Origin of the sequence: Virgibacillus sp. DJP39, from assembly GCF_049310925.1 — a bacterium.
Taxonomy (GTDB): Bacteria; Bacillota; Bacilli; order Bacillales; family Amphibacillaceae; genus Virgibacillus_F.
In genome coordinates this window covers 1-782 of the sequence record NZ_JBMERP010000196.1, presented here as the reverse complement: position 1 = coordinate 782, position 782 = coordinate 1, and the positions used below count along the sequence as shown (strand labels likewise).

Sequence of the window (782 nt, the reverse complement as noted above, 5' to 3'; positions counted from 1 at the left end):
ATATGGTGCCGAGGGCCGGACTCGAACCGGCACGATAGTCACCTATCGCAGGATTTTAAGTCCTGTGCGTCTGCCAATTCCGCCACCCCGGCATGGAAACTTGGCTTTTTTTGGAGCGGAAGACGGGATTCGAACCCGCGACCCCCACCTTGGCAAGGTGATGTTCTACCACTGAACTACTTCCGCTTTAATTAATTAGTATAATGGTGCGGGTGAAGGGACTTGAACCCCCACGTCAAAAGACACTAGATCCTAAGTCTAGCGCGTCTGCCAATTCCGCCACACCCGCATATATAAATGGTGAGCCATGAAGGATTCGAACCTTCGACCCTCTGATTAAAAGTCAGATGCTCTACCAACTGAGCTAATGGCTCATACTAATTAATAACTCCATATATTAAAGTAAAAAATGGTGCCGGCCAGAGGACTTGAACCCCCAACCTACTGATTACAAGTCAGTTGCTCTACCAGTTGAGCTAGGCCGGCGTATACATTATTGTAAATTTTTATAAAATGGTGGAGGATGCAGGGCTCGAACCTGCGACCCCCTGCTTGTAAGGCAGGTGCTCTCCCAGCTGAGCTAATCCTCCAAAAATTTTAAAGCCTGGCGGCGTCCTACTCTTGCAGGGACAAAGTCCCAACTACCATCGGCGCTGGAGAGCTTAACTACTGTGTTCGGTATGGGAACAGGTGTGACTTCTCCGCTATAACTACCAGACCTTGCTGAAAATTAAGGACAAAATTTATTATAGCCATTCTTGCATCAAAATGCAAGTACTTTT

The 782-nt window shown here is 47.4% G+C and carries 6 tRNA genes and 1 rRNA gene; all 7 read right to left on the bottom strand.

Going from position 1 to position 782, the window contains the following annotated elements:
• Positions 1–3 precede the first annotated feature (3 nt).
• The 7 genes from ACOI1D_RS21775 to rrf all read right to left on the bottom strand — a co-directional run bounded on the left by ACOI1D_RS21775 (position 4) and on the right by rrf (position 718).
• Positions 4–92 (bottom strand) — tRNA-Leu (locus ACOI1D_RS21775).
• 19 nt (positions 93–111) lie between these two features.
• Positions 112–186, bottom strand: a tRNA-Gly gene (locus ACOI1D_RS21770).
• Between the two features lie 18 nt (positions 187–204).
• Positions 205–289: transfer RNA gene (locus ACOI1D_RS21765), tRNA-Leu, on the bottom strand.
• A 9-nt stretch (positions 290–298) separates the two neighbouring features.
• Positions 299–374 (bottom strand) — tRNA-Lys (locus ACOI1D_RS21760).
• A gap of 36 nt (positions 375–410) precedes the next feature.
• Positions 411–486 (bottom strand) — tRNA-Thr (locus ACOI1D_RS21755).
• Positions 487–514: 28 nt separating this feature from the next.
• Positions 515–590: transfer RNA gene (locus ACOI1D_RS21750), tRNA-Val, on the bottom strand.
• Between the two features lie 12 nt (positions 591–602).
• A 5S ribosomal RNA gene (rrf, locus tag ACOI1D_RS21745) occupies positions 603–718 on the bottom strand.
• Between the last annotated feature and the right edge of the window lie 64 nt (positions 719–782).